The 23,886-nt window shown below is 47.0% G+C and carries 23 protein-coding genes; 1 reads left to right on the top strand and 22 read right to left on the bottom strand.

What is annotated here, in order from left to right; all coding sequences use genetic code 11:
* The 9 genes from ACZF99_RS04560 to ACZF99_RS04520 form a co-directional block, all read right to left on the bottom strand.
* Positions 1–906, bottom strand: coding sequence for an ABC transporter permease (locus ACZF99_RS04560; protein WP_240268563.1), 906 nt, complete (start codon positions 904–906; stop codon positions 1–3).
* 37 nt (positions 907–943) lie between these two features.
* Positions 944–1,906, bottom strand: coding sequence for an ABC transporter permease (locus tag ACZF99_RS04555; RefSeq protein WP_240268564.1), 963 nt, complete (start codon positions 1,904–1,906; stop codon positions 944–946).
* Positions 1,907–1,969: 63 nt separating this feature from the next.
* The gene (locus tag ACZF99_RS04550; RefSeq protein WP_483609436.1) at positions 1,970–4,096 is read right to left on the bottom strand and encodes a peptide ABC transporter substrate-binding protein; all 2,127 of its coding nucleotides are present in this window, start codon (positions 4,094–4,096) and stop codon (positions 1,970–1,972) included.
* Between the two features lie 581 nt (positions 4,097–4,677).
* Positions 4,678–5,643, bottom strand: coding sequence for a ketopantoate reductase family protein (locus ACZF99_RS04545; RefSeq protein WP_483609434.1), 966 nt, complete (start codon positions 5,641–5,643; stop codon positions 4,678–4,680).
* A 13-nt stretch (positions 5,644–5,656) separates the two neighbouring features.
* On the bottom strand, positions 5,657–6,223 hold the full coding sequence (locus tag ACZF99_RS04540) for a TetR/AcrR family transcriptional regulator (protein WP_240268567.1): 567 nt from the start codon (positions 6,221–6,223) through the stop codon (positions 5,657–5,659).
* Between the two features lie 102 nt (positions 6,224–6,325).
* The gene (locus tag ACZF99_RS04535) at positions 6,326–7,537 is read right to left on the bottom strand and encodes a winged helix-turn-helix domain-containing protein (RefSeq protein WP_240268568.1); all 1,212 of its coding nucleotides are present in this window, start codon (positions 7,535–7,537) and stop codon (positions 6,326–6,328) included.
* Positions 7,538–7,595: 58 nt separating this feature from the next.
* Positions 7,596–7,760 (bottom strand): GNAT family N-acetyltransferase, encoded by a 165-nt coding sequence (locus tag ACZF99_RS04530; protein ID WP_240268569.1) that lies wholly within the window; start codon positions 7,758–7,760, stop codon positions 7,596–7,598.
* Positions 7,761–8,115: 355 nt separating this feature from the next.
* Complete coding sequence (locus tag ACZF99_RS04525; RefSeq protein WP_483609431.1) at positions 8,116–9,465, bottom strand: sodium-dependent transporter; 1,350 nt, start codon at positions 9,463–9,465, stop codon at positions 8,116–8,118.
* A gap of 248 nt (positions 9,466–9,713) precedes the next feature.
* Entirely contained in the window at positions 9,714–9,998 is a 285-nt protein-coding gene (locus tag ACZF99_RS04520) for a hypothetical protein (RefSeq protein ID WP_240268571.1), read from the bottom strand.
* Between the two features lie 148 nt (positions 9,999–10,146).
* Here ACZF99_RS04520 and ACZF99_RS04515 point away from each other — a divergent pair, with 148 nt between their 5' ends.
* Complete coding sequence (locus ACZF99_RS04515) at positions 10,147–10,419, top strand: helix-turn-helix domain-containing protein (RefSeq protein ID WP_240268572.1); 273 nt, start codon at positions 10,147–10,149, stop codon at positions 10,417–10,419.
* Positions 10,420–10,498: 79 nt separating this feature from the next.
* Here the strand turns inward: ACZF99_RS04515 and ACZF99_RS04510 are convergent, their stop codons facing one another.
* From ACZF99_RS04510 to vanR, 13 genes are all read right to left on the bottom strand, one after another.
* Positions 10,499–11,149, bottom strand: a complete 651-nt coding sequence (locus ACZF99_RS04510) for a vWA domain-containing protein (RefSeq protein WP_240268573.1) — start codon at positions 11,147–11,149, stop codon at positions 10,499–10,501.
* Between the two features lie 91 nt (positions 11,150–11,240).
* Positions 11,241–12,245, bottom strand: a complete 1,005-nt coding sequence (locus ACZF99_RS04505; RefSeq protein ID WP_483609427.1) for a macro domain-containing protein — start codon at positions 12,243–12,245, stop codon at positions 11,241–11,243.
* A 222-nt stretch (positions 12,246–12,467) separates the two neighbouring features.
* Positions 12,468–13,475 (bottom strand): carbohydrate-binding protein, encoded by a 1,008-nt coding sequence (locus tag ACZF99_RS04500; protein ID WP_483609425.1) that lies wholly within the window; start codon positions 13,473–13,475, stop codon positions 12,468–12,470.
* A gap of 272 nt (positions 13,476–13,747) precedes the next feature.
* Positions 13,748–14,737, bottom strand: coding sequence for a tRNA dihydrouridine synthase (locus ACZF99_RS04495; protein ID WP_483609423.1), 990 nt, complete (start codon positions 14,735–14,737; stop codon positions 13,748–13,750).
* 130 nt (positions 14,738–14,867) lie between these two features.
* Positions 14,868–15,800: a helix-turn-helix transcriptional regulator gene (locus ACZF99_RS04490; RefSeq protein ID WP_483609421.1), complete on the bottom strand. Its 933-nt coding sequence runs from the start codon at positions 15,798–15,800 to the stop codon at positions 14,868–14,870.
* Positions 15,801–15,803: 3 nt separating this feature from the next.
* Positions 15,804–18,056: an ATP-binding cassette domain-containing protein gene (locus tag ACZF99_RS04485; RefSeq protein WP_483609419.1), complete on the bottom strand. Its 2,253-nt coding sequence runs from the start codon at positions 18,054–18,056 to the stop codon at positions 15,804–15,806.
* Positions 18,057–18,223: 167 nt separating this feature from the next.
* Positions 18,224–18,514: a DUF1905 domain-containing protein gene (locus ACZF99_RS04480; protein WP_240268579.1), complete on the bottom strand. Its 291-nt coding sequence runs from the start codon at positions 18,512–18,514 to the stop codon at positions 18,224–18,226.
* Positions 18,515–18,517: 3 nt separating this feature from the next.
* Positions 18,518–18,814 carry a hypothetical protein gene (locus tag ACZF99_RS04475; RefSeq protein ID WP_240268580.1) on the bottom strand — a complete coding sequence of 99 codons (297 nt, stop codon included), beginning with the start codon at positions 18,812–18,814 and terminating at the stop codon, positions 18,518–18,520.
* Positions 18,815–18,826: 12 nt separating this feature from the next.
* Positions 18,827–19,522, bottom strand: coding sequence for a uracil-DNA glycosylase (locus ACZF99_RS04470; protein WP_483609416.1), 696 nt, complete (start codon positions 19,520–19,522; stop codon positions 18,827–18,829).
* Between the two features lie 244 nt (positions 19,523–19,766).
* Positions 19,767–21,011 carry an ABC transporter permease gene (locus tag ACZF99_RS04465; protein WP_483609414.1) on the bottom strand — a complete coding sequence of 415 codons (1,245 nt, stop codon included), beginning with the start codon at positions 21,009–21,011 and terminating at the stop codon, positions 19,767–19,769.
* A gap of 3 nt (positions 21,012–21,014) precedes the next feature.
* Positions 21,015–21,902, bottom strand: a complete 888-nt coding sequence (locus ACZF99_RS04460; protein ID WP_483609412.1) for an ABC transporter ATP-binding protein — start codon at positions 21,900–21,902, stop codon at positions 21,015–21,017.
* A gap of 134 nt (positions 21,903–22,036) precedes the next feature.
* A complete protein-coding gene (locus ACZF99_RS04455; RefSeq protein ID WP_483612532.1) occupies positions 22,037–23,116 on the bottom strand; it encodes a sensor histidine kinase in 1,080 nt (359 codons plus the stop codon).
* A 52-nt stretch (positions 23,117–23,168) separates the two neighbouring features.
* A complete protein-coding gene (gene vanR, locus ACZF99_RS04450) occupies positions 23,169–23,864 on the bottom strand; it encodes a VanR-ABDEGLN family response regulator transcription factor (protein WP_483609410.1) in 696 nt (231 codons plus the stop codon).
* Positions 23,865–23,886: the final 22 nt, after the last annotated feature.

The raw sequence follows: 23,886 nt of genomic DNA, 5'->3' as shown, positions 1-23,886 counted from the left end.
TCATTGCCCCCCCTTTGGACTGAATGCTTCCTGCAGACCGTCGGCTACAAAGAGGAAGGATAATAACGTGATCGCGAAGATGCCCGCCGGAAAATACAACAGCCACGGAAATCCGAGAATGTTCTCGCTGGCTTGGGCAATCATGTTGCCGAAAGACGGAATCGGAGGTTGAAGCCCCATACCGAAAATACTCAGTCCCGCGATTTGAGTCAGATCGCCGGGGATGCCGAAGGCAAGCGAAACCCCCATGCTGCCGATGACGTTAGGGAACATGTATCGTCTTGCGATATGCGCTTGGGACGCGCCCAAAGCGGTTGCCGCTTCCACCATCTCGCTGTTTCGCATGCCGAGGACCAAGCTGCGGATCAGTCTTGCATAGCCGGCCCATCCGGGAATACCGATCGCTAAGATCAACGACCAGTACCCGCGGCCCAACAATATGACCAAGATCAAGGCAAACAGAAATCCCGGCAGCGTCATCATGAAGTCGACGGCGCGCATTACGATCATGTCCACAATCCCGCCGCGCAAGCCGGCCCAGAGCCCCAGGACCACGCCGATCAGAAAACTGACCAAAGTCGCTCCCACGGCGATAATCAGCGCGCTGCGGATACTGTATAAAATCTGGCTAAACATGTCGTGTCCGACGTTATCCGTGCCGAAAATATGCTGCCAGGACGGCCCTTGGTTAATCGCCAAAAAATCGCCCGTTCGATAATCATACGGAGCCACCCAAGGCCCGATGATTCCGGCAAGACAGAAGATAATCACCCATACGAGGCCGATGACAGCGAGGCGATGTTTCTTAAAACGTTTCCAACCCTGGTAAAACTCCGATCGGCGGAGATTACTCTTCTCTTTCTTAAGGACAACGTCCGAATGCGTCCCTGTAACGGTTCTGGCCAATGGCGCCCCCTCCTTGATCGCTTACTGTTCTGCCCTCTTACAATTTGACCCGGGGATCAATCAAGGCATAGATAATGTCAACCAGCAAGTTCATGATCATGATCATGGAACCCAGCAAAAATACGGACGTAATCGCCAGCGGAAAATCGAAGCTGGTGAACGCCGTCTGCATCACCTGGCCCAACCCCGGAATCGCGAAGATTTGTTCCACCCAAATAGTTCCCATCACCGTAAACGCAAATTGCGGTCCGATGACGGTAATCATCGCGGTGAGCGAGTTTTTGACGCCATGTTTCATGATCATCGGCCAGTATTTGACGCCCTTGGCTTTGGCGGTCCGGATATAATCGGACCTCAGCGTTTCGATTAAGCTTCCGCGCATATATCTGGCTACGACGCCGACATTCGCCGCGGACAAACAAATGATCGGCAAAATCGCCTGCTCCCAACGGCCCCAGCCGGTTACCGGCAATATCCCCTGGAAAACGACCCCAAACAGCAAAACCAAAATCACCGCAAGAACAAACGCCGGAATCGCTTGCCCTGCCAGGGAAACGGTACTCACGAGGTAATCGATCCAGGTATTCCGTTTCAGCGCGGCTATGATACCAAGCGGCACCCCGACCAGAACCGACAGCATGACGGACCCGAAGGCCAAAATAACGCTGACCGGCAAGGTGCGCTGCAGCTGCGAGGCGATGCTAAGCGACGGATTTTGCATGGAATTGCCGAAATCAAACGTCAATTCATGCCAAACATATTTCAGAATCTGTTGCCAAAGCGGCAAATTCAGGCCATACCGGCTTTGAAATTGCTCCATGACTTCCTGATATAGCACGGGATTCTGTCCTTGCAGCGGCGCCAGGGCCGTAGCCATCGTACTCGTATTCATGAACCCGCCCGGCGAAAAGTACATCATGATATAGCTAACCGTAATGACCAGGATTAAGGTGATAATGATTTCGACAATGCGCTTTGCGATGAATCTGAATACGGCCATGATTGAGCCTCCTTGACCGATTCGCGGACACCGGAACGGGTGCCCGCGACAGGTGCCGTGTATTTAATCCACATTCAGAAAGTGCAGGTTGTAGAAATTGCCCCATGCCCAAGGGTTCGATTGCACCCCGGTGATCCCCGGTTTAACCAAGAAGTACTGCATTTGGTAGAACAACGGAATGGCATAAGCGTCTTCCATTAGCGAATTTACCAGCTTGGCTGCAATCGGCGCGGCCTCATCGACGGTCAGGCTATTTACGAATTGGGCCTGCCACATTCGCTGATCCCGTAATTTCTCCGATTCCGAGGTGGTCCGGTTATAGTAAACCTGTACATCCAGTGCGTTCTGGTTCAGCTTGCCTCCCGGAGCATTCGGCGCCACGAACGTCCATGCCGTCACAAAAGCCGCATGTTTCTCGTCGTTGGTCTTGGCGTTTTTCCAAACATCGACGATTTGCTGCCACTGCTCAGCCAGCGTCGGAACTCCCTCTTGTTTCAGATAGGGCTGCCACTCGGCAGGCTGTTCGGAAATCCATTTTTCCAGAAAGGCGATATCTTCTTGGGCCGCCCGTTCCAAAGCCGCCCAATCGCTCCACTCTACGCCCGCCTTGGGATCCTCCGGATTGCCGTATTTTTCGATGGCCGGCTTATAATAGACCTCTTTGCTCCAGTCAACAAAGTTCTTCGTTGCTTCCAACGGAGCATCCAACGTTCCGATTGAATACAGCTGTTGGGTTGCGCCCATATCCAGCGTTCCCGGCTCGCTCCAGTTCGTGGCCCCGGAGGACAAGACAAACCCCGGCTTTGCATTGGCTTGCGGCCCGTTGTACTGGTAGGCATTGAATTGCGCTTCGTTCAACTGCACGATTTCCGTCTTGATTCCCAAGTTTTGCTGCAGGATTTGGCCCAACGCCAAAGCGATTTGTTCGCCTTGCGCATCCACTTGCTTGACACCGATGTAAAGCGTTAGCGTCGGCAGGCCTTTGCCGCCTTCATACCCGGCTTCTTTCAACAGTTGCTTGGCGCCTTCGAGATCCTCGTCGATGCCCTTTTCGAGCTTTTCGGTCGGCCAACCCGGCGAGGCAAAGATATTCGTGGCCCCTCCCATACCGTTGAGAACCGAATCAACGATCGGCGCGCGCTGTATCGCCTTGGCGATGGCCTGGCGCACTTCTTTTTTATCGTAAGGGGATTCGGTCGCCGGATTGCTCCATGCCATATAGCGGATCGAATAGTTCGGCGCCGAGTAAAGCTGGGATTTTAATTCGGTCGTCTTTACGTATTGCAAATCCGAAGGGGTTTGGACGAGAACGACATCCGCATGGCCGGACATGTAATCTTCGACCGGAACCGTCGTGGCCGGAAGCACATGGATCGTCTCGACGTTGCCGTGATTGAGCTGCCCTTCTGCGCCGACATAATTCGGGTTTCTCACCAACACAAGCTCGCCGTTAGGAACGAACGATTTCACCATGAAAGGACCGTTGCCGACGAAATTCTCCGGCTCGAACCATTTGCCCGGATGCGCTTGGACATTCTTCTGATTCATCGGCATCGACCCGGCGAGAACCAGGCTGCCCAACAAGGCGTGAGGCAGCGTCGTCGTGATTTCCAGGGTATAGTCGTCGATGACCTTCAGACCGACTTCTTCTTTGCCGACGGAGCCGGCATGGTAAGCATAGCTGTTCTTCACGTAATTCAGTACGCTAAGCCAAAGCTGTGCGGTCGTATTGGCCGGATCCAGCTGGTACATGTAGGAATAATAGAAATCATGCGCCGTGACCGGATCGCCGTTGGACCATTTGGCATCTTTCCGAAGCGTAAACGTCCAGGTTTTCTTATCTTCGGAAACCGTATAACCCGTTGCGATTTTCGGAACGATTTCATGGTCTTGGTTATAACCGTAAAGCCCTTCCAGCAGGGTTCCCTGTCCTACCAGAATCTGCCCTTGCCATTGCGTCGGGTCCAAGGTAGGCATTTTCGGGTTGAAGACGGTTACTTTGCTTCCGGCTTTCACATCAGGGTCTGAAGCGCTTACATTTTTAAGGGACTTCCGTTCCTTCCCGCGATCCGTCTTGGCCGAGTTCCCCCCGTTGTCCGCAGTGCCGTTGTTATTGGCGCTGCTGCCGGAATTGCCGCCCGAACAAGCCGCCGCGAATATCAATACCAACGACAGAACCAAAGCGATCATCCTGCTCCCCTTTTTCACCTTTAAGCCAACCTCCTTAAGTCATCCTCATTTTTTAAAGATTCTCAAAGAAATCGTGACGCCAAAACCAACATTCCCCTTGCTCATCCCCTAACAGTTAGCATAATAAAAACCTCGATGTTAGGCTAACAAATATGCCGCAAATCTCAATTATGTTATCGCTTTCATTTTATGATTTCGCCATTTTTGTGTCAATAGCTAAATCTATTCGCGGGAATTTTTATTTTTTTTTACAAATCGCGATTTGGTCCAACATTTGTTATTCAATATTAACAATCTAGTTAGTTTAAACGGTAAATTTTTTTGCTATTTTGCACTTTTTCGTTTATATAGTTAGGATAACAAAATCTATCAAAATCCGTCGCCCTTTAGAGAGCAAGGAATAAATGGCACTCGCCAGAAGAATGAAGAATTAAACGGGGCATACTATTAAAATGGTTTTTTGGGGAGGGGAGGGGAGGGGATATCCTAGCGCGCAGCAAAGAAATTCAAGCACGTCCCGTTTCGTAAGGCGGCTTCGGTACGTATTTGATCAAACCCGAAGCCGCTCTTTCATCGAGCCGTTATTCCAATGCATTCAACAGCGCTTTATAGTTGATGTCAAAACACGGGGTTGAAATATTCATCTTCTTCCCTATTTCGTACACGCTTCCGCAAACATAAAGCAAATCATCTTTATTCGCATGAAGCTCCATAATTTGTCGCGTTAGCCGGTTGGTGCGGAACATCCGTTTCATGATGAGGCCGGCCAGCAAGGACGGGATTTTATAGGGAATCAGCTCATTTCTGTAGTTTTTAAGATCGACGTTTCTTGCTTCCACTACTTTCACACATTCGCGAATGGTCAGGATGGCTTCCCTTAGCGCAGGTGCCCGGCTCATCAACCTTCTCGCTGCGGCGACACTGTCCTTAATGTCCCCGAGGCTTGCTGCGGTTGTGATAACGCCTGCATTGATCGCCATGTGCAGCCATATCCATTCAAGCATATCGTGCGGGCATTCAGCCTTTATTCCGGATTGGTTCAATAAAGAAATAATATCATCATACCGATCAATGCCCGCTTTGTCTTTACGCTCTATCATCATATGACCGAACAGAACGCTGTCCAACCGAGCCTTTTCCATATCGATTTGGCCGCCGGCTACAGGGTAGCCCAAAATATACTTTCTGCCGTTCATGATTTCGTCCAAATCATTTCTTTCTTCTCTAACGCCATTAAGCACAAAAATGGTTCCGCCGATACGGTTCTGATTCAAAGTATCGACGGCTTCCTTGAGACGACCGCCGGAGACACTGACAACGATCAGGTCGTAGCTTTCATCTTGCCGTGCCATGGCGACCGTGTAAGTATCCTCAATGTCCTCGCCTTGTTTGCTTTTTCTACCGTCCAAGAGCTTAACCGAAATTTTATCCGGACATTTCTTTCTGTTATGTTCCCTGATCAAATGCGCGGTTTCAAATCCGGATTTCTGAAAAACATAAGCATAGGTCGTCCCAATGACGCCAAGCCCCAAAATCATGATCTTCATATAGTTCTCCTCTTTAGCGCATGGACCCTATAAAATGAAACGTCCCTTTCCGGGCCCCTAAAATTTTTTCCATTGCGTCAGAGAAGGCAAGTATTTTCTTGTCCATCATTTCTTGCTCCCACCGAAACAAGTCGGCGTCCAAATAAAAATTGGCAAGGGAAATGATCATTTCTGCGGCTTCCAGTGGGAACTCCGTGCCGAACACTTGCTCCTCAACGCCCTTTGCAATCATCTTTGAATACACCGGAGCCAATTGCCTCGTCAAAGCGATCATCAACTTTTGATGAAAAACCGCATTATCCGGGGCGTTCATCCGGGCATCCTCTTGTTCATCATCGTGAAAAAAGCGAACGCAGAACAACATCATGCGGATAAGCCTTTGATCGGCCGATAACTCAAGCGAGTCGTTATCCAGCATCTTGCCGATGCACAGATTCACCCTCATTTCGATACAGAGGTCCGCACATTCTTCTTTTGAAGCAAAGTAGTGATAAAAAACCCCTTTAGGTATCGACAACTCTTTTAAGATCAAAGCCAGCGTAGTGTTCTCGTACCCGTTGCGCACAAAAATATTCCACATTCGATCTGTCAGATCGTGGCGTTTATTATTAAATTCTTTCTTGGTCCGTGCCGTAATGCATTCACCTCCAACATATAATTAGACCAATGGTCTAATTATTGTCTACAATTTCTCCCTTGTCAATAGATCATCGGGTTTCAAAATGGTCTCACACCCATTGAATATCGCAAATCTTTTGAAACAAGCGTCCAAAGCGGTTCGCAATTTCTTGGTTTGTTTCACCCCGTTCTCATACCAGATGTTTTTAACGACAAGGCTCCTCGTTTGTCGCTCCACGATGGCCTCGACCCGACCGATGAAGTTCTCTCCGTATAATAGAGGCAATACATAATATCCGAATCTCCGCTTGATTAAAGGCGTGTAAATCTCCCAGGTGTAATCAAAGCCAAATAATTCGTGGATAAGCTTCCTGTCCCATATCAAATTATCCAGCGGAGCAATCAGCTCGCAGCGGGGGGCCGGCTCCGGATTGTTCAAGACAGTTTCAATCAGCGGCAAGTCTTCCGCGCGGCAATAGAGCGTATCTTTGATTTGTTCAACGGTAACCGCCAAAATTCGAGCTTCGTTCAACAACCGGCGGAACACCTCGTTACGTTCATCCGATTTCAGTCCCCAAATGTTCAGCCATGCATCGGATGCGCGATTCCATATAAGACCAACAGCACCGATCCGGCGCAATACCCGCCATTTTTGATGTTCAAGCTCGTCGGGCAGCGGCTCCGGGGCATTCAGCAAATGGGCCTGTATGTATTTTTCGGCGATGTCGTAGTATTTTCGCGTCCCTTTTTTGTGGTGAATGATCAACTCACCGGTCGAATACATCTGCTCCAGTACCGAACGGGAGGCCCTGTTTCCGCCGCTCCAGTGGATAGCCGATTGCCAGGCGAAATCACCGTCCAATTGGATATCATCCGAACTGAGCGCACCATACTTTTGAATATGAGCACGCACTTGCTCTGTCAGAGCTTGCATCTCGGGATAGTTTCCGGCATGTTGCCGGGCGGCTCGCCTGTACCTCTCAAAATACGGCCAGTCCTCGACAGGGAGGATGGCGAGGTTTTTATCGGGATAATCGACTAAACGTCGATCCTTATACAACAGCTCGTCGAGCATTGCCTTGGAAAACCCCTTGATTCGCGACTGCAGCACCAGTTCGGAATTTTTTCCGCAAACATCGATCGGATCATATTGAATACAGCCGGCCTGCCGAACAAAATCCAACACGCCCTGTTTCCCCGCAAATCGATGTTTACCCAGTAAACCGTGCTTCAACAACATAAATTGTCGTGCTTGGCGGATTGTTAATTTGATCATTGGACACCGTCCCGTCATCAATTTGCTTTCACAGATATGTTATCTTCATTATAATCATCTACTTATGCCGACTTTCCCACTCCTCCCTCGTCATGGAGTACCGTACGCTGTCCTTCAAATTCCGGCTGTATTTACGCAGGGTTCCTTCATACGTAAAGCTGCATTTTTCAATCACCCGTTTGGATTTGGGGTTGTCCGGATAATGGCATCGCTTTCCCGCCATTCCCGTAGGATTAAGCGATCCGTTTCCAATGTTCTCATGCTGCTTGCCCCCCCATTGGAAGATCTTTCAACTTGATTGTAGCAGCTTTCACAAAAATGAGAATGACCTATAAGTGCAAAGAAAACTTGACACAATCAGGTGAAGAAGCAGAAAACCCGGACACCCGAATTATCGGGTTCCGGGTTCTTGCGTGTCCACATGCTTGATCAGTTGGTCAATCTGAGGTAGATCTTTGATCTCGCGGATCTTCGCCAATTGACCGGTGCCCGCTCCGGATCCGCTTCGGTGAAGCTGGCGACATAGACGGGTGCCGGAAGGTCATGGAGCAGCCCGAGCTGATGCCACTCCGCGGATCCTAAAATTTGAGAATTCCGGTGGTATGCAGCAGGACCAGGAATACGAGCACCGGAGCGATATACCGAACCATAAACAGCCATACCCGGAACCATCCTGCTTTGAGCCCCGCGGCTTCCGCTGCATTTTTCCAGAAGTACCCCGCAAAGATTGTGGTGATCAGGCCGCCGAGCGGCAACAAAATATTCGAGGTGATGAAATCGAGCCAGTCAAAGAAGTTCTTTCCGCCCATTTCCGTGAATGCCGGGACGACCCCAAAGGATAAGGCAGAAGGAAGCCCTACCAACAGAATCAGCACGCTGACGATCGTCACGGATCTTCCGCGTCCCCAGCCCCAACGGTCCATGACATAAGAGACCGGGACTTCCAGCAGCGAAACCGAGGAAGTTAATGCCGCAATCGCCAGCAGGATGAAGAACAACCCGCCGAAGAAGGCTCCCAGCGGCATCGCCGAAAATGCGGCAGGCAGCGCGATGAAGACCAGAGACGGCCCCGCATCAGGCTCCAACCCAAAAGAGGCGGTCGTCGGGAAAATAATCAAACCCGCAACAAACGCATAGATCAAGTCCCCTGTCCCAATCGCCAGGGTTGCCGTGCCGAGAGATTGGCGCTTGTCCACATAAGCTCCATAAGTAAGCAAAATCCCCATCCCTAGCGACAACGAGAAAAAGGCATGGCCCAGCGCAACCAAAGCCGCTTCCGGATTCAATTTCGAGAAGTCGGGCCGAAGGAAGAAGGACACGCCCGCTTCAGCTCCGGGCAAGGTCAAAGCCCGAATCATCAAAATAACCAAAAGAACGATCAAGCCCGGAATCAGCACCTTGTTGAACTTCTCGATGCCGCCGGAGATCCCTCTCCCCACCACGATTCCGGTAACCAGCACGGCCGCCGCCTGCCAAACGAGTGGCATGTAACTTTGGGTGAACGTGCTGAATTGCCCACTGTAGTCGGAATTGGTGTACAGATTTCCGCCGAAGGACTGTACGGCATAATGAAGCGTCCAGCCGGCGACGATGACATAAAAACTCAAGATGAGAAAAGGTGCGATGACTTGCAGCAAACCGAGGCGGCCAAATACTTTGGGACCGCCGGCTTTGACGTAGGACGTGGACGCGCTGCCTCGGCCCGACCGCCCGATGGCCAGCTCGGCCAATAGTAGAGGCAAGCCGATCAGGATTAAACAGATGATGAACAGCAGGAAGAAGGCAGCCCCTCCGTGTTCTCCCGTAATATACGGAAATTTCCACATATTCCCCAGCCCCACGGAGCTGCCGATGGCGGCCAAGATAAAGCCGGCAGAAGAGAACCGTTCATTTCGTCCTTGGCCTAGATTATTTTGCATTGTTTTCATGTTGATCCCCCAGTTTTTTAAACATCTTTTTATTATAAATAAAATGCTGGGATATAGCGCTATGAAATTTTTCCATTTGGCAACACTTTTTTTCAACCAAAGAACGGTTTCCTAACGGAGATCAGCAATACCGTTCCGTAAATTACGGCTTACGCATGAAAATGGAAATCCCAATTTAGAGAAGACACCCGGCGGAGTTCCGGGTGTCTTCTGACGTTTCTATCGGACTTCTGAACGCTAAGGTCCAACTAATTGGATGAGGAAGTATCCAGCAGCGCCACAACCAACTGTACTCCATCCTTCACGCCTTGAAGATATAACTGCTCCTGCTCTGCAGCTCGCCTGTGGAGATGCTTTTCCTCCCACTCCATAAACCCCGGCCAATCTCTATGATCCACGCCGGAAAACATGGCAGCCATAGCCGTAAGCTCATCCGTACGCAGCTTTCGAAACCGGGGTTGGCGTTCAATTTGAATCATCACTTGGTCCAATCTTTGCTGAATCGCACTTTGAAACCAAGGCGGGATTGTCATTGATCTCTCCTCCTTTTCGACCATTATCAAAACACAAGAATGAATTACATATGTAAAAATAAATGTAATATATTTACAATTTGTTGAATACTTTATCTGTTGGGAACAGTATATCAGACTGATAATGAGCTTGAAAGGGGTAATTTTCTTGAAGGATACATCCAAAGAGATCAAACAAATTATCGGCAAAACCATCAAAGCTTTACGAATCAAGCAAGGTTTAAGCCAAGAGGATTTGGCGCATGAATGTGGTGTAGATCGATCCTATATTTCCATGATTGAAGTCGGAAGGAACGAACCTTCTGTCACGAAAATATTTGAACTTTGTAAAGGCTTAAAAATCAGGCCGTCTGATTTTTTCAAGCTATTAGAGAATGATTACACAAGGATAAGTGAAATTGGCGAGGAATACAACAAATAACGGGATACCAAGCCTTCTCAGCTTGTATCCCGCTATCTGTTGTATCAGCCTATCGAAAAGGTTCTTCTGTTATCTTCAATTAACGCCCCTCCCGCCGCTGATAATTCTCCCGAATTTCCTCGTTCCAATCCTCCGGCATGGATGCCGTTTGGCGGAAGGAAGCGACCGCTTCACTCATGACGCGAAAATTGAGCTCGACTCCCTCCCGGTCGGCGTGAAAGTTCTGGGCGCGATCCGGAGAGATACCAAAATGCCGGGCGGTTTCAACTGCGTCAATGTTCGCGCCAAGAAAGATAAATTCCCAACCCTGACGCGTTTTCTGGTGTTCAATCATCTTCTTGACCCGTTTCGCCGTATATTCTCTGCTGGCGTTCTCCTCGCCATCCGTGATGATCACGACCATCACCTTCTCGGCGCGATACTCATCGGCCGTATGCTTTTGGGCGTTTCCGATTTTGTGGATCGTCCTGCCGATGGCATCCAAGAGCGCGGTCGTCCCTCCCACCTGATATTCCTTCTCCGTCATCGGACTAACGGCCCGGATGTCGATTCGATCGTGAAGAAGCTCATCGTTGTTAGCAAAAAGAACCGTGGTGATGCGGCACTCGCCCTCGATCGCCTTTTGCTTCTTCAGCATCGAGTTATAGCCGCCGATCGTATCGGCTTCCAATCCAGCCATCGAACCACTCTTATCCAGAATAAATGCCAACTCGGTTAATCCTTGTTTCATTGAAGCGTCCTCCCCAAGTGTTATCGTGATTTAAGGGTAACCCTTCACCGCAGAAACTAGGTCGCTTAAGAAGCGACATTCTTCCCCCGCTTTAACCTCCCAGCAACGGTTGATCGTACTTGAACAGCACCTCGTTGATCTCATAAATATCATAATGGCCGTTGATAATGAAATACTCCACAATCACATCAAACTTCTGGCTGCGGGACAACGCAAACCCCGCTCTGCGAAGCAGATCCTCCGTTTCGTCAAGCGTCAACTCCAGCGCCACGGCCAGGGCAATCACCGTTCGTTTGCTAGGCATATACCCCTTCCCGGTTCGAATCTTCGAGAACAATTTACGGTCAAGATTGGCCCGCTTATAGACCTCGACATCCGTTTTCCCTTTTGCGTCGATCAAGCGTAGAAGGGTGTGGGAAAAAGGCTCGTCCAGATGTCCAACCCAATCGTCCAGCGCTTCGAACAAATCGGATGCCGGCGCAAAATTTTTCGGTACGTCGGAGGCCTGCAAGGCCTCGATTTCAACGTCAAGCAACTGCCGGTTGCGCCGACGGGCCGTATGGATATCGACATAATGCTCGTCAATATAACTTGCTACTCCGCCTAAGATATTTTCGCTGACCGTGAACGTTTCTTTGTCAAACACCACAAGATAGACATCCAGTTCATGGTCCTCAACAAAATCGCGAATGACAGAAACAGCAACCTGCAGCGCTTGCTTCTTGGGGTAGCCAAAGATCCCGCTGGAGATCAGCGGGAACGCGATACTCTCGCATTTATGGTCGGCAGCGAGCGTTAAGCTATTCCGGTAACAAGCGCGAAGCTGCCGCTCCTCTTGATGTTTCCCATCTCGATAGACAGGCCCCGCCGTATGAATGATGTGCTTGGCAGGCAGACGGTAACCCAAAGTCAGCACGGCTTCGCCAACCTGAATCGGAGCGAGCGGATCGCAAGCCGCTTGCAGTTCCCGCACTCCCGCCGCTTTAAAGATAGCCCCGCAAACGCCGCCTCCCATCTGCAGCGCGGGATTCGCAGCGTTAACGATAACGTCAACCTTCATCTTCGTAATATCCTGCCGGACTAGAGTCAAAGGCATGATCTCACCTCCCTACTTCCACTTTACATACAACCGACGTGGCATTTACCGCGAGGGGAAAGATTCCCTTTTCAACATAGAGAAGATCGCAAGGTTAAATTTGCTTAAAATAACCTCTCAAACTCTCATCTATGCCATTCTATATCAAATGGTAAAAAAGACAAATCCATCACTAATGATGGACTTGTCTCGATTCATGTTCTTATTCAATTGGAGGAATTTCTAGTTCCTGCCGCCATAGCCCTTATAGGTAGCGTAGACTTGATTTGCATATTGATCGGCCAGAATAGGACGGCCATAAGAATCCGTAGCTCCCGGATACCAGTTGTCTCCGCCGTTATAGCGCAGTAATCCGTTATATATGCCGCCGAATCTATTAATCTTCTCCTGCAAAATCATGGCGCCCATGCATACCTGGTCTTGTTCGCTGCTGTGATTATAAGCGCGGCCAAAGGTTGAGCTGAATTGGGATAAATAAGCATTACGTGTGTTGGGTTCTACCTGCATCAAACCGTCGCCGGCTGATGGACTGCCTGGCAAGCCTGCTCCAAAGCTGCTTTCCTTTTTGATCACGGCACTCAGCAATAAAGCAAAATCTCCGCCTTTGCCAAATTTATTGTCCACATTCATCACATAGTTCCAGATGTGACTGGGAACCTCGCCAGGTTTCGTTACTGTAGAAGGTGACCCCGTGTAAATCTTGACCGATGACATTTTGTCATTGACGGCATTGCCAACCCAGGAAGAACTTGAAGTAAAAGTCCATCGGGTGCCTCCGAAGTTATCATTCTCATAAACTTCAACCGTCCAGCCGCTGGGAACCGTAAGTGACGACATCCAGTCATTCGGAATTCCGTTTGCATTCAACTGAGACAATGTATAATTTCCAACTCCAAGGGTGACTGCTTTTCCGCCATAGTTGATATCAGCATAAAAGGTTACTCCGTTTGTTGCCGGCGGTGTGGTGGGGGGTGTTGTTCCGCCGCCGCCTTTCTGCCATAAAGCCGGAACATTGGACGGTTCCCAACCTACGAGGGAAGTGTGTGCCTGAAGACAGGTATACGTGCTTCCACTATAGGTTACCGTGTCATTTACGGCATAGGCGGTATTGGGAGCCCATGCTCCTCTTGCGGCTGCGCTCACCGGTAAGACGGCGCAAAATGTAGACAGAAATACGGCTAAAACTACGATCAAGGATGTGGCTTTAAAAGAGACCTTTCCATTCGTCATTTTCATGCCTCCTTGGATTTATTATCTATGGCTCACCGATAAGACAAGCCACAGGTTGTAACCGCATTATATTCCAAACTTTCATATCTTGATAAATAAAAACAAATTATTACAATCACAATGATACAGAAGCATGAAAATAATTCCAATAGTGCCTAAGTCCTGCTTTTCTTGAAGTTTTTTTGAATTTTTTGATAGAGTAAGAATCAAAAAAACGAGCCCGGTACAATACCGAAACTCGTTTCACGCAGATCTCGAACTAGCGGCTTCATTTAACTGTCCGATGCCTCGTCCATCTGTTGGGCAAATTCATCCAGAAGCGCACGAACTTCATCGGTAGACGTTGTGCTCATCAACCGATTCCTTAATTCGCTTGCCCCTCTAAACCCTTTGACATAGATCTTAAAAAAACGATGCAGCGCTTTAAACGGACGCGTCTCCAATTGCTCGGAATACTGATCATGAAGCTCCAACTGTAATCTTAACAGATCAAGATATTCCGTGCTGCTATGTTCTCTCGGCTCTTTTTCAAAGGCAAACGGATTCTTAAAAACCCCTCGTCCGATCATGATCCCATCCACCCCATACTGTTCGGCCAGCTTCAGGCCCGTTTGCCGGTCCGGGATATCGCCGTTAATCGTAAGCAGGGTCTGCGGTGCCACGCGATCACGAAGCGCTTTAATATCGGGAATCAATTCCCAATGCGCATGAACCTGGCTCATTTCCTCTCGCGTACGCAGATGGATCGACAGATTCACAATATCTTGCTTCAAAATATGGGTCAACCAGTCCTGCCACTCGTCAACTTGATTGAAACCCAGTCTCGTCTTGACACTTACGGGTAATCCCCCCGCCTTTGCGGCTTGGATGATTTCGGCGGCCACCTCCGGGCGGAGAATTAAGCCGCTCCCCTTCCCATTGGAGGCCACATTAGGGACCGGACAGCCCATATTGATGTCGATTCCTTGAAATCCTAACTTTGCCATCTCGATACTCATCTTTGCAAAATACTCCGGCTTATCGCCCCATATGTGGGCCACGATGGGTTGTTCGTCCTCGGTAAAGAGCAAACGTCCCCGCACACTAAGATTTCCCTCCGGGTGACAATAGCTCTCCGTATTGGCAAACTCCGTAAAGAAGACATCCGGTCTTCCGGCTTTACTCACCACATGACGAAACACGACATGCGTCACATCTTCCATCGGAGCAAGGATAAAAAAGGGCCGCGGTAAATCCCGCCAAAAATGATTTGTGTTTGTCATTTCAAACTCCAATCCTCTCGTTGTACCTAATATTCCATTATAAAGGCTCCCCCTTGCTTAAGCATCCCCAGTTTCCTCCAATCCGAACGCGGCAGCACGGCCGGCAGCTTGGAGCTTTTCGTGATCCACCTTAAACTTCTCCACGATCTTGGTCGGTGTACAATTTTTTGATGTCATCTAAACAGGCTATAAATGTTTGAATGAGCTCTTCAGGATAAATAATGCGGACTTTATTTCCAAAACCAATAATTTGAGCGATAGCTTTATCAACCGTGTAATAATTTTTCTTTACGAGGATTGTCCCGTCCGGATGATTCATGATTTCATCTTTCTGAAAATGATCTAATACTTGCGCCCTCATCTCTGGGCTAAATTGGAGGCAAACCGTGATTATGCCGCTATCCGCTTTCCCGTCTTCCTTGCCATAGAGATCTTCAATCGTATAGGCACGCCTGGTAAAATAGCGATTTGTATTATACGTTTCAATGATCCGGGTTAATTTAAAGACCCTGAGTTCCTTTCGCAGTAAACAATATCCCCAAGTATACCAGTGATAATCTTTTAAAAAGATTCCCATCGGTTCCATATCCCGTACAGTTTCACTTCCTTTATAATCCACATATCGAATCCTGATTACAGTACAATTCTGAATGGATTTGTATAGGGATTGAATATGTTGCGAACTGTTATTCGAATGCGAAATTTGCAATTGGATGCTTGGGTCTTGCGCAGGGACTGTGTCGATTAATAGATTGATTTTTGAAATCAATTCGTGGATATCCTCGAACCCCGTAGCCTTTTCAACGCTTCTTAACGCCCATTGGATCGAGAGCAATTCATCTAAAGTCAGATACGTTTTATCCCATTTGAACCCCTCCATTAATTCATAACCGCCGTCTTGTCCGGAAAGCGATACGATGGGAATCCCCGCTCGATGAAGAGAATCGATATCCCGGTATATCGTTCTCTCGGATACTTCAAAATACCTCGACAGGTCCTCCGCCTTCATTCTTTTCCTGTGAATCAGCAGCACAATGATGCCTAATAACCGTTCGATTTTCAAGGTTCAGTCCCCCGGAATCTCATTTCTTAAATATTGTGCAGTTAGCGAATCGCATCTGCTTACCAAATCTTGCGGCGTGCCTGCGAACATGATCTCTCCTCCCTGTTTTCCGCCATCGGGTCCAAGATCAATAATCCAATCCGCTTGTTTCATCACATCCAGATGGTGTTCGATCACAATGACGGTGCTGCCGTTATCAACCAAGCGATTGAGAATGGATAATAAATGTCTCACATCGGACATGTGAAGTCCCGTTGTCGGCTCGTCCAACACATAGATGTTCCCGGATCGCTGAAGCTCGCCCGCTAATTTAATTCTTTGGCATTCTCCGCCCGATAACGTATTCAACGGTTGCCCCAACGTCATATAGTCTAATCCTACTTCCGATAATGCTTGTAAAGTAGAGACCACTTCTTTCTCCCGGAAAAAGGATAGGGCCTCTAATACGGTCATGTCCAGTACATCCGATATGGATTTTCCATTTAACTTATACTGAAGAACTTCTTCTTTGAACCGTTTCCCATGACAGGTCTCGCAAGTCGTTCGAATACTTTCAAGAAATGCCAGGTCCGTAGTAATAAACCCGTTGCCATGGCAGTCCGGGCACGCCCCTTCCGAATTAAAGCTAAAAAGCGACTTGCTTACCTTGTTCGCTGAGGCAAAGGCATCCCGAATCGCCTCCATCATGCCCGTATAAGTCGCCGGGGTTGACCGGGTCGAGGTACTCACTGACTTTGGGTCGATCACAATACTATCCGGATGCTGCTCCGGAAAAACATCAAAAATTAATGTGCTTTTTCCCGAACCGGCCACTCCCGTAATGACAGTGAGCACACCACGAGGGATATGAGCAGTGACATTCTTCAGATTGTGTTTTGAGGCTCCAACAACGGAAAGATATCCGGTGGGTTTACGAGTTTCCTTTTTAAAGGATAGGGTATCCCTCATATACTTTCCGGTTAGTGTATCGGCAACGCATAACCCCGGGAAATCCCCTTCATAGACAATTTCGCCGCCACTTTCACCCGCGCCCGGTCCAATATCGACCACATGATCGGCAATCTGAATCACATCCTTGTCATGCTCGACCACGATCACGGTGTTTCCTTTGTCCCGAAGTCGCTCGAGCATCCGATTGAGGCGGTGTACATCGCGGGGATGCAATCCGGTACTGGGTTCATCAAAAATATACATCATATCCGTAAGACTGCTGTTCAGATGCCGTATCATTTTTACGCGCTGCGATTCGCCGCCGGACAAGGTTGATGTCTCCCGGTTGAGCGAAAGATAGTAGAGCCCCATGTCTACAAGATGATGCAGCCGAATGGACAGATTGGAAATGATCGGTTTGGCTATGGGATCATTTATGGCTTCGATGACCTTTAACAACTCGCCTATTTCCATAGCGGCGAACTGGGCGATGTTATAACCATTTATTTTGCAATTTAATACCTCGTGGCTTAACCGGGTTCCATTACATGCCGTGCAATGGGTTATGGTAATAAACTTCTTGACATTGTTTGATAATTGATGGATTTCTTTTTCCAAAAACATGCGTCTAAATCGGTCAATAACCCCTTCGAAATACTTGACGGGTTCGTTTTTTAAGGGTAATGCGATTTTCTTGTCTTTGCCGTAAAGCAACATTTGCCACTCGGTCTCCGTGTAATCCATTAGCTTTTTATCCGGATCAAATAGGCCCGAGATGAGATGTTTCTGCCAATACCAGGTCCCCACGGTGAAGGTGGAGAACAAAACCGCGCCTTCATTCAGTGATTTAGTTTTATCAAACAGCTTCTCTATATCGGGCTCCACCCTTCGCCCCATTCCCTGACACCTCGGACACATTCCCTTCGGATTGTTGAAGGAAAACACATCCGATTCGCCAATAAAGGGTTGCCCGATCCGAGAAAATAATAATCGCAGCAAGGAGTAAGTGTCCGTGACCGTACCCAGCGTTGAACGTACATTTCCGCCTAATCGCTTTTGATCGATCACCACGGCGGGGGAAAGATTCTCGATGGACAATGCGTCCGGTTGACTGTAGGTGGGCAATCGATTTTGAATATACGCCGTAAAGGTTTGATTTAATTGACGCTGGGCTTCCTTGCTGATCGTGTCGAACACGATGGATGACTTTCCGGAACCGGAAACGCCCGTAAACACAGTGATTTTCTTTTTGGGAATAGAGAGTGTTATATTTTTTAAGTTATTTTCCTTTAAGCCTACAAGTTTGATATATTGATTCGGTTCCATCAGATTTACCACTCCTGTATAGTCTGACATTTATTTAAAGCTCATTATACAGAAGTACCCTGACAACATTATGTCAGGGTTGATAAATATGAAGCAATGGGATCAGGGGACACCTTCAAGTTGTGCAAAAGAGAGGAGCTCGTCCCCCCTCTCCGACCTCTTCAAGATCAACTCTCCCGTGCTTTGATGGTGACTTTGACCCTGTCGCCTGGCTGCTTGCCAATCTTCGCACGGATCTCCTTACGCAAGCCCAGGATGTAGCATACTGACCCATCGGCGTTCTTGACCCCCATATTCACGATGCTTCCACCGTATGGCTCACCATCGAACGTCGCGTGAACCTTAACTCTGCCCTTACCGAACTCCTCCTTGAGATCATAAGGAAATTCAACATACGCCCCGTCCACGTCAGGGACCTTGTGAATCACCGCTTCAAATTTGTAGGTTTTGGGGTTCATCTGTTACCTCCTGATGAGTATAACGTTTATTGGTTCTTCACCAACAACGCCACCGATTCCACATGCGTTGAGGGGATAATAAAAATGCCGCTTAAACCTGGTGGTCTCTGAAAATACCCATTTCATTTTTTCTGACGATATTTCGGTTAAAACCACTTTTTCTCCGTCTTTCCTTGCTTCAAGACGAGTCACCTCGCCTTCACATCCATAAAAAATATCCCATGCCTGACTCTTGGAGTTATATATTCTAATCGTTGTACCATATTCTGCATCCGGCTGGTTACCATTGATCCGTTCCACTCGTTCCTATTGCTAGTTGAAGAAATACGTCTCAAACTGTTCGCGGAATTCCTTGGCATGAAAAGAAGGGTGTATTAAGTGTCCTGCTGTTTGCACTCCAATTTTCTTACAAACCTTTTTTGCTTTTTCTCCTACGGAAATGACCTTAACTCCCGGAAACAAATCCATAACCGTCGAAAGTGCATATGCCCCCATTCTCAGTTCAGCAGAAGTTGGAGTCCTATTTCCCCCGTCCTTGTTCCTAGGGTGTAGCGGAAACGCGTTCCACATCACCGGTGGCTTCGACAACCGATCCACCGCCCCCCAAACAACAGTTGCCGAAGCTTCGGATTTATTGCCCTCCACCACAAATCGGGTACCAGGAAAATGACGCTCCAAGCGTCTTTCTTGAATCAATCGCTCCGAAGTAAAGGGAATCCCCGTCTTTACGCAACCATGAACCCCTGGCGCCTCACCGATAAACATCCAATCGGGCTTAATCCAGTATAACGCACTAAAGTATTTAATTAAATTCAGTCTCCTCATATCCGAATCGGCGTAAAAGTTCCCGACTTCAGGTAGGTCCTGTCTGGCTAACCAATTCACCAAATCTCGGATCTTGCTTTCGAACTCCCCTTCTTCGTCCGCCTCGGGATGAAGCCAAGCATCTCCGTATTTGGAGTATCCTTCCCCTCTTACGTTCCTCCGCTTTTCACTTTGTTCCTTCATCTCAAGATCCCCCCTATTGATTTCCATTTTGAATCATCAATAGATTGTTTTGCAAACCCGATTCCTGATGATAATCACTATAACGCTTCTACGTATATGCTAGGACGGTTATAGGGAGAACTTCGCTTTTCGCACTATTTTATTTCATTTTTTAGTCCTCTTTTTTTTCAGTCTTCTTCTCTCATATTGCCGAACGCCTTTTTTATGCTAACCGCTGGGCAGTTTTATGAAGTGACAGTCAATATTAGGCAACTTGATGCTTGCAGTAAGTACGTACAGCAAGAAACAGAAAGACAGGAATTTCAATTATTGCTGCTGCTAATGTCACATAAGGTGACCATATACTTGCCTGACCCAGATGCAGGTAAGTAAAACCTGTCAGTTGATAAAGTAAACTGTTCTGCATACCGATTCCCCCTGAGGGTAAGAGAAAGGTTAGCCAATTAGCTCCGGCTGAATAGGTAAATATAGGGAGCAGGCACACTACAATAGCGATCAGGATAACAGAAAGGGAATCCTTGAATTTGGCTGATAGAAATAGTGTAAAACTAAGGGTTGCCAGCAATGAAATAAGTCCTCCGATTGCCAAGGCAATCTGAAGTTGTCCTAAATTAAATGCAGGCAGGCTGATAACGGAAAACAACATCTGCATTGATGTTTTCATGCATTCTGTTCCAAATGCAAGATTTGAAATGAGCAAATGCAGCGAAATACAAATGATAAACGTTGCGGTGAAAATGGTCAGCGCAGCCATTATTTTTACAGTTGCCAATCGGGAACGCCCATACTTGGTGCAGCGCAAGATACTATCCGAACCCGTTTGATATTCATTGGAAAACGTCGGGGTAGCGGCAGCGGTACATAGAACAACAAGGATAAAAATAAAAAGAACAATATAGTCAAAGGCGTCCCTTGAATACCCGGGATAAAACTGAAAGGGCGTTTTTATCTCCGTATATTTTTGCAAGGATTCTTCTTGTGCAGCTGGGTGTCCTTTTTGCTCCATCTGCATAATGTCTTTCAAGTGCTGTACGGTTTGTTCATAAAATCCGTCTAATTTATCGGGAGAAATCTCCATTAAACTCGTTCCCTGACCCGTTTTGGGGTCAGAAAATGTTTCGGGCAGTCTGCCTAAAAGCGCTTCTACCGGAAATACTTTTTCCATGTAAATCTTTATCGGAAATTCTCCGCTGTAAATACTGTCTTCTCCATATGGCTGAACAGCACTTTGATAGAGGGTTAAAGCTTCTTTGAGCTTATCCGGGGTAACCACTCCGTTATTCGCAGAGCGTAGCGACTTTTTATAAGCGATCGCATCCAAACCATTTAATTCGGCGACTTTGTTGCCATTGGGGTCATATTGATTGATGTCCTCGTACATAACGGGCAGCCATGCCATGACCGCAGACATTACCAGAGCGATAAGCAATAAAATGATGGAATGACGTGATTTAAGCACGCGCTTTACTTCAAGTAAATAAATACGCATGGATTATTTTCCCTCCTCAAGGGTTTCCTCTTGCGGGAACAACCATAAATATAAATCCTCCAAACGGGGAGGAGCCATTACAGAATCACTTGTTTTCGCTTCCTCTGCCAGATAGCGGATAGATACCTGATGATCCCCCTCGCTGCGTTGATTGATAATCCGCAGTTGCATTTCATACATGGGCATTTTCTCGGCAGGAACCACGCAAGTCCAAACTTTTCCCACAACTTGTTTTACCAATTCATCGGTGGTGCCTACATCAAGAATCTTTCCTGCTTTCATAATGGCATTTTGGGTAGAGATATACTCAATGTCTGACACGATATGTGTTGAAATGAGTACAATCCTCCCCTGTGAAAATTCGGAAATAAAGTTGCGAAAGCGCACCCGTTCCCCGGGGTCAAGACCCGCCGTCGGTTCGTCCATCATCAGAATTTCAGGATCATTCAGCATTGCTTGTGCAATTCCTACCCTCCGTTTCATTCCACCCGACAGCTTAACTATTTTTTTACTCTTCACATTGGAAAGGGTGAGGGTATCCAGCAAGCCATCTATCTTTTTTCTGGTTTCCCTTGCCGGAACATCTTTCAGTGCAGCAACATATTCCAAGTAATCTTTTACCGTAAAGTCTTGAAAGAAGCCAAAGTCCTGCGGTAAAAATCCAAATCGAGTTCTATAGGCTTCCCCCATCATATGAATGTCCTTACCATCATAAGAAATGGTTCCGCTGGTTGGATTTAGAATATCCGCAATCATACGCATGAGTGTTGTCTTACCCGCTCCGTTTGCTCCAAGCAATCCCCATACGCCCGGTGTAAGGCTGAAGGAAACATCATCGACTGCGGTTTTATCCTTAAACTTTTTCTTAAGGTTTGTAATGGTCAGTTCCATGTCACTTCTCCTTTTTCTAAACTACAACGACAAACGTCCTTGTTCAGTTTTAGTGTACTGAACAAGGACGTTTCAAACTTTAATAGGAACAGGATAATTTCCTAAGAAAATCCTAAGATCGGATTGAGGTTTTCCTATGATAATGCCGGCAATGCTACAGTAAATGTAATGGTATCATTTTCACTTTGGGCGGAAATTTCGCCACCGTGTAGACGGATGATTTCATCTGCGATAGACAACCCAAGTCCTGCTCCGCCGGTGTCTGATTTACGTGCATCGTCCAAACGGTTAAATTTATCAAAAATAGAGGATAGTTGAACAGACGGGATCGTTGGACCGTGATTTTCAAATGTAACCGTAGTTGTATCTTTGTCCGCTTTTGCAGAAATCATAATTTCGGTATTGGGGTAGCTATATGCAACCGCATTTTTGAGAATGTTATTAAACACTCTTGCCAGCTTTTCAGAATCGGCGTAGACTGTCAGGTTTTCATCTGCGTTAAGGATAGCGGAATTCCCCTTAGCGGATAAGGCAGGATAAAATTCATCAATGAGCTGCACAAGCATATAATACAAGTCAACCTTTGATTTTGTCAGTTTAATTTGCTGCGTATTGTATCTTGTGATTTCAAAAAATTCGTTAATCAGCTTCTCCAGCCGCATAGATTTTTTCAAAGCGATTCCGATATATTTTTCTTTCTGTTCTACGGGCATATCCGGCGCTTCATCAAGTAAGCTCAAATAGCCGATTACGGAGGTAAGCGGCGTACGAATATCGTGTGCAAGATACATGACCCATTCGTTCTTTTTGTTTTCTGCTTCATTTACGGCTTGCTGGCTAAGCAGGACAGCCATTTTAATTTGGTTCATCTGTTTTTCCATATCTTTGAGCGGTTCCGACAATTCAATGGTGCTGTCGTTTGGCTGATATATGGTTTTAGTAGCATTGATGACCTCCTGCAAATATCCCCAAGGTTTTTTCCAGTAATGATGAAAGATACAGCAAAGGCCAACGACCAAATACAAAAAATAGATAACCTCAATTCTAAGATGAAGCCACGGAAAAAATGTATTTGAAAATTGACTAAATCCATAGTCGAATATAATTGCCAAGATATAACCAATCAAGGTATAAAGAATTAAGATGATGTAAAGTTTCATTCTCAATTTCTTTTCTATATCGTTTTTCTTCAAAGTTTTCATCTCTATCCTTATAGGATTTTAATTGAATAACAGCCACACAGCCGTCAATTTGTTACCGCCTAAACTAAATTTTATATCCCACGCCCCATATTGTTTTTATATATTTGGCTTCATCTGCGGTATCGCCTATTTTTTCACGCAAATGCCGGATATGTACAGTAATCGTGTTGTTACTTTTATTGTAATATTCGTCCTGCCATATTTCATGAAACAACTTCTCGGAGCTTACAACAATTCCTTTGTTCTCCAACAGAATACGAAGTATAGCAAATTCCGTGGGTGTTAATGAGATCGGCTTTTCATTTAATAGACATTCATATGTTTCCGTGTTTACTTCTAACCCCCTGTAAGACAAAACTGTTCTTGTTTCTGTTTCCTGCTTAGAAGTATTGTATTTCTGATACCGACGTAACTGTGCTTTTACTCTGGCAATTAATTCAAGTGGTCGAAATGGCTTTGTCACATAATCGTCAGCCCCTAAAGTTAATCCCGTGATTTTATCTGTTTCTTCATCTTTGGCAGTCAGCATAATTACGGGAAATGTATACTTCTCCCTAATTTTACGACAAAGGGCAAATCCATTTATTTCGGGCATCATAATATCCAGAATCGCAAGGTCAAGCTCTGTGTTTTCTAGGCAAGCAAGGGCTTCACTTGCAGAATAAAACTTAAATACTGTGTAATTTTCATTTTGCAAATAGACTTCTATCAAATCCGCTATATCGTGTTCATCATCTACAACAAGAATGTGATCACTCATCATAGGTTCCTCCTTTCAAACA

The organism is Paenibacillus sp. JL3B1040, from assembly GCF_057063165.1.
This window is presented reverse-complemented; position numbering and strand designations above follow the sequence as displayed.